Below are 5785 nucleotides of genomic sequence, written 5' to 3' on the forward strand. Positions count from 1 at the left end.
CGCGTGTTCCGGCGCTTCGCTCCGCCCCGAGAGGGGCTGCGCTACGCGCCGCAACACGCGGACCCAGACCTGTCGACAATCATCCCGGTCTAAAGTGTCGGGAATCATGCCGGTTGAACAGAGCGAGGCGGCTCGATGGGCCGGCAGGCGCGTGCGGCATGTCGCGTCTCAAAGAAAAGCCGTGCCTGGGGACCCCCACCCCCTACCCCTCCCCGCAAGGGGGAGGGAGGCGCGCTGCCGCTGGTGGTTTGCGACTATGCAATCTCTTGCAGCACCTGCTGCACCGCCTTGCGCTCCTCCGCGGTCAGCGGCGCTTGCGGGGGCACCGGGTCGCCGATGTCGTAGCCCTGCAACGACAGGCCCGCCTTGATGCACGCGGCGAGGTTGAATTTGGCGAAGGCTTCATTGACGCGCCACAGCTTGCGTTGCAGCGTCAGGGCCTCGTCCCAGCGCTGCGCCTTGCACAGCTCGTACAACGCAACGCTCTGCCGCGGCGCGATGCAGGCGGGGCCGGCCATCCAGCCGACGCCGCCGATCAGCATCACCGCGGCCGGGATATGCGCCGAGGCCGAGAACACTTGAAGACGATCGCCGCAGCGGTTGATGATCGACAGCAGCCGGCCGGTGTTGGTCGAGGCATCCTTGATGTAGCGGATGCGCGGATGTTCGGCGAGCCGCGCGATGACGTCGAGCGTCAGATCCGCGCGCTGGAATTGCGGGTTGGTGTAGATCACCACCGGAATGTCGACCGCGTCGGCGATGGCGCGGAAGTAGCTCTCGATCTGCGCATCCTTGAGCGGAAAATACGCTTCAAGGATAGCGAGGATGCCGGTCGCGCCGAGCTTCTGATACGTCCTCGCCTGCGCCACCGCATCCGCGGTCGAGGTCGAGGCGACGCCCGCGACCACCGGCACGCGGCCGGCGGCGGCCTCGATCGTGGCCTGCACCACGGCGTCGCGTTGCTGGGCGTTCAGATAGGCGAACTCGCCGGTCGAGCCGAGCGGCGTCAGTCCGTGCACGCCGGCCTTGATCAAGTCGTCGCACAGCCTGCCCAGCACATCGGCGCGGATCCGCCCATCGGGATCCAGCGGCGACACCAGATAGGGAAAGACACCGTGAAATTCAGCCATGGTCTCAGCCACTTGCCCGCTCCGCAAAGGTCCTGACCGGAACCGAACCGGCCGCGTCCTTTCGACCGCAAACGTCCGCGCGCCGCAAGGGCCAAACTCTGCTAAGCCCAATTCCGCCGAACCACGGCCTCCGCATGCAACGAGACCTGCCCATGACCCAGCCTTCCCGCACCAGCCTGACACCTCCGGTCGCGCCGCGCCGTCCGCACAGCTTCACCACGCACGGCATCACGCTGACCGACGACTATGCTTGGCTGAAGGACCCGAACTGGCAGGAGGTGCTGCGCGACCCGTCGCTGCTCGATCCGGACATCCGCGCCTATTTGGAAGCCGAGAACGGCTACACCGAGAGCGTGCTCGGCCACACCGATGCGCTGCAGAAGAAGCTGGTCGCGGAAATGCGCGGGCGCATCAAGGAGGACGATTCCAGCGTGCCGCTGCCGGACGGGCCTTACGCATATTTGCGCAAATACCGCGACGGCGGCCAGCATCCGCTGTACGGCCGCACGCCGCGGGGCGGCGGCGAGCTCGACGTCATTCTCGACGGCGACGAATTGGGCAAGGGCCTCGCGTACTTCGAATTCGGCGACCGGCGGCATTCGCTCGACCATAAGCTCGAAGCCTGGAGCGCCGACACCAAGGGCTCGGAGTACTACACGATCCGAGTGCGCGACTGGGCGACCAAGCAGGATCTGCCCGACGTGGTCGAGGAAACAGACGGCGGCGTGGTGTGGACGGCGGATTCCTCGGCGTTCTTCTACGTCAAGCTCGACGACAACCATCGCCCGATGCAGGTGTGGCTGCACAAGCTCGGCACCGAACAGGCCAACGACCTTCTGGTGTACGAGGAGAAGGACTCAGGCTGGTTCACCCACATCCACGAAAGCACCAGCGGCCGGTTCTGCGTGATCGCCGGCGGCGACCACGAGACCTCGGAGCAGCGACTGATCGACATCGCCGATCCGACCGCGCCGCCGCGGCTGGTCGCGGCGCGTGAACTCGGCGTGCAATATTCGATCGGCGATCGCGGCGACGAGCTGTTCATCCTCACCAATGCGGACGGCGCGATCGACTTCAAGATCGTCACCGCCCCGCTGGCCGATCCGGTCCGCACCAATTGGCGCGACCTGATCCCGCATCGCGAAGGCATCTATATCATCGACTTCGATCTGTTCTCCGGCCATTTGATGCGGCTGGAGCGTGCCAACGCGCTGCCGTCGGTGACCATCCGCGATCTCGCCAGTGGCGACGAGCACGCCATCGCGTTCGACGAAGCCGCCTACTCGCTGTCGGCCTCGGGCGGCTATGAATTCGATACCATGACGATGCGTTTCTCCTATTCGTCGATGACGACGCCGTCGGAAGTTTACGACTACGACATGGCGACGCGCCAGCGCGTGCTGCGCAAGCGCCAGGAAATTCCGTCCGGCCACAACCCGGCCGACTACGTCACCACGCGGATCTTCGCCAAGGCCGACGACGGCGCGGAAGTGCCGGTTTCGATCCTGCACCGCAAGGGGCTCGCGCTCGACGGCCGGGCGCCGCTGCTGCTGTATGGCTACGGCTCCTACGGCCACGCAATGGGCGCGGGCTTCTCGACCAACGCGCTGTCGCTGGTCGATCGCGGCTTCGTCTACGCCATTGCGCATATCCGCGGCGGCGCCGACAAGGGCTGGGGCTGGTATCTCGACGGCAAGCGGGAGAAGAAGACCAATTCGTTCGGCGACTTCGCCGCCAGCGCCCGCGCGCTGATCGCCGCGGACTACACCAGCGCCAAGCGCATCGTCGCCCATGGCGGCAGCGCCGGCGGCATGCTGATGGGCGCGGTCGCCAACCGCTCGGGCGATTTGTTCGCCGGCATCGTCGCCGAAGTGCCGTTCGTCGACGTGCTCAACACCATGCTGGACGACAAGCTGCCGCTGACGCCGCCGGAATGGCCGGAGTGGGGCAACCCGCTTCAGAGCGAAGCCGACTTCAAGACCATCCTCTCCTATTCGCCCTACGACAATGTCGCGGCGCAGGACTATCCGGCGATCCTGGCGATGGGCGGCCTCACCGATCCCCGCGTCACCTATTGGGAGCCCGCCAAATGGGTGGCGAAGCTGCGCACCACCATGACGGGCGGCGGCCCGGTGCTGCTGCGCATCAACATGGGCGCCGGCCACGGCGGCGCCTCCGGCCGCTTTAGCCTCCTCGACGAAGTCGCCATCGTCTACGCCTTCGCACTGTGGGCCGTCGGCCTGGCTGACGCAACGGCGTGAGCGTGGCATAAGATCCGTCACACCGCCCTCTCCCCGTCATTGCGAGCGCAGCGAAGCAATCCAGAAGCGCCGTACTCTGAGCTGGATTGCTTCGTCGCTGCGCTCCTCGCAATGACGGAGCCCAACTAACAAACCAGGAAACACCCGAGCACATCATGGCCGCACCGAAACCGCCCGGATTTGAAACCCTCAGCCTGCATGCCGGGCAACATCCCGATCCGCTCACCGGCTCGCGCGCGGTGCCGATCTATCAGACGACGTCCTACGTGTTCCAGGACACCGACCACGCCGCCGCACTGTTCAACATGGAGCGGCCCGGGCATCTGTACACGCGAATCTCCAACCCGACGATTGCCGTGCTGGAAGAGCGCATCGCCGCGCTGGAGAATGGCGTCGGCGCGGTGGCGACCGCCAGCGGCATGGCGGCGCTGCATCTCGCCATCGCGACCCTGCTGAGTGCCGGCGATCACATCGTGGCGTCGTCGTCGCTGTATGGCGGCACGATCAATCTCTTGGCGCATACGATGCCGCGGTTCGGCATCACCACGACGTTCGTCAACCCGCGCGATCACGCGGCGCTGCAGGCCGCGATCCAGCCGAACACCCGGCTGATGATCGGCGAGACCATCGGCAACCCGGGCCTCGAAGTGCTCGACATCCCCAAGGTCGCGGCGATCGCCCATGAGGCGAAGATCCCGCTGCTGATCGACAATACGTTCGCGACGCCGTATCTCAGCAAGCCGATCGAGCTCGGCGCCGACATCGTGATGCATTCGGCGACCAAATGGCTAGGCGGCCACGGCATCGCCATCGGCGGCGTGCTGGTCGACGGCGGCCGGTTCGACTGGCGCGGCTCCGGCAAATTCCCGACGCTGACCGAACCCTACGCGGGCTACCACGACGTCGTCTTCGACGAGCAGTTCGGCCCACCCGCTTTCGTCATCCGCGCGCGGATGGAAGGGCTTCGCGATTTCGGAGCGTGTCTTTCGCCGACCAACGCCTTCCAGCTGCTGCAGGGCATCGAGACGCTGCCGGTGCGGATGGATCGGCACGTCGCCAACACCAAAGCAGTGCTGGAGGCGCTGCAGGCGAACAAAGCGGTCGATTGGGTGCTGCATCCGACACTGGAGAGCCACCCGGACTACGCGCTGGCGCAGCAGCTGCTGCCAAAGGGCGCCGGCTCGATCATCTCGTTCGGCATCAAAGGCGGCCGTGCCGCCGGCCGCAAATTCATCGAAGCGCTGCGGCTGACCAGCCATCTCGCCAATGTCGGCGACGCCAAGACGCTGGTGATCCATCCGGCCTCGACCACCCATCAGCAGATGACCGCGGAGCAACTCACCGCCGCCGGCATCGGCGAGGAACTGATCCGTCTGTCGGTCGGCATCGAGACCGCCGAGGACATCATTTCCGACCTGGCGCAGGCGCTGCGCGTTTCGCAGAAGGTGTAAGCCATGCAGATCAAAGTCAACGGGACAGACACCTTCGTCGCCACCGGCGGCCAGCCGTTCGATGCGTCGCTGCCCGCGGCCGTGTTCATTCACGGCGCCGGCTTCGATCATTCGGTGTGGGCGCTGCAGACCCGCTGGTTCGCGCATCACGGCTATGCCGTGCTGGCACCCGACCTGCCCGGCCACGGCCGCTCCGGCGGCGCGCCGCTCAAGACGATCGCCGAGATGGCCGACTGGATCGCGGCGCTGCTGGACGCGGCGGGCGCGCAGCCGGCCAAGCTGATCGGCCATTCGATGGGCTCGCTGATCGCGCTGGAGGCCGCCGCGCGGCATCCAGCCAAGGTGGCGTCGCTGGCGCTGATCGGCACGACCTCGACGATGGCGGTCGGCCCGGATCTGCTGAAGGCCGCCGAGGCCAACGATCCTGCCGCGGTCGCCATGATGACGATCTGGGGCCTCGGCCCCGATGCCGAGATCGGCGGCAACCTCGCGCCGGGGCTGTGGATGCACGGCGGCTCGGTGCGCGTGCTCGAAGCCAACAAGCCCGGCGTAATCTTCAACGATCTCTCCGCCTGCAACGATTACAAGGACGCGCTAACGGCGGCCGCGAAGGTCAGCGCACCGACGCTGCTGATCCTCGGCGAACGCGACCTGATGACCCCGACCAAAAACGGCAAGACCCTGGCGGCGGCAATCGCCGGCTCACGCACGGTGATCCTGAAGGGCGCAGGTCACACGATGATGGTCGAGCGTCCGGACGAGGTGCTGAACGCGCTGCAGAGCTAAGCGTCCCCTCGCCCCACGCACGTCATTCCGGGGCGCTCGCGCAGCGAGCGAACCCGGAATCCTGAACTGTGGAGCACCCGGCGTTTACAACAACTTCTGGATTCCGGGGTCGCAGCACGGGCCGGCCAAATGCCCGCCCGTGCTGCGCCGCGGAATG

The 5785-nt window shown here is 66.5% G+C and carries 4 protein-coding genes; 3 read left to right on the forward strand and 1 reads right to left on the reverse strand.

What is annotated here, in order from left to right:
* Nucleotides 1–254 precede the first annotated feature (254 nt).
* Nucleotides 255–1130: a dihydrodipicolinate synthase family protein gene (locus tag ACOJTD_RS07295; protein ID WP_420132258.1), complete on the reverse strand. Its 876-nt coding sequence runs from the start codon at nt 1128–1130 to the stop codon at nt 255–257.
* Between the two features lie 152 nt (nt 1131–1282).
* Here ACOJTD_RS07295 and ACOJTD_RS07300 point away from each other — a divergent pair, with 152 nt between their 5' ends.
* The 3 genes from ACOJTD_RS07300 (at nt 1283) to ACOJTD_RS07310 (ending at nt 5628) form a co-directional block, all read left to right on the forward strand.
* Nucleotides 1283–3391: a S9 family peptidase gene (locus ACOJTD_RS07300; protein WP_420132255.1), complete on the forward strand. Its 2109-nt coding sequence runs from the start codon at nt 1283–1285 to the stop codon at nt 3389–3391.
* A 155-nt stretch (nt 3392–3546) separates the two neighbouring features.
* Complete coding sequence (locus tag ACOJTD_RS07305; RefSeq protein WP_420132256.1) at nt 3547–4842, forward strand: O-acetylhomoserine aminocarboxypropyltransferase; 1296 nt, start codon at nt 3547–3549, stop codon at nt 4840–4842.
* A gap of 3 nt (nt 4843–4845) precedes the next feature.
* The gene (locus ACOJTD_RS07310) at nt 4846–5628 is read left to right on the forward strand and encodes an alpha/beta fold hydrolase (protein ID WP_420132257.1); all 783 of its coding nucleotides are present in this window, start codon (nt 4846–4848) and stop codon (nt 5626–5628) included.
* The last annotated feature ends 157 nt before the right edge of the window (nt 5629–5785 follow it).

It is taken from the genome of Rhodopseudomonas sp., assembly GCF_048594845.1.
Taxonomy (GTDB): domain Bacteria; phylum Pseudomonadota; class Alphaproteobacteria; order Rhizobiales; family Xanthobacteraceae; genus Rhodopseudomonas.

Bases quoted from the DNA above. Each gene is read 5' to 3' on its own strand.
- ACOJTD_RS07305 (WP_420132256.1), top strand. From the start codon at position 3,547: ATGGCCGCACCGAAACCGCCCGGATTTGAAACCCTCAGCCTGCATGCC.
- ACOJTD_RS07300 (WP_420132255.1), top strand. From the start codon at position 1,283: ATGACCCAGCCTTCCCGCACCAGCCTGACACCTCCGGTCGCGCCGCGC.
- ACOJTD_RS07310 (WP_420132257.1), top strand. From the start codon at position 4,846: ATGCAGATCAAAGTCAACGGGACAGACACCTTCGTCGCCACCGGCGGC.
- ACOJTD_RS07295 (WP_420132258.1), bottom strand. From the start codon at position 1,130: ATGGCTGAATTTCACGGTGTCTTTCCCTATCTGGTGTCGCCGCTGGAT.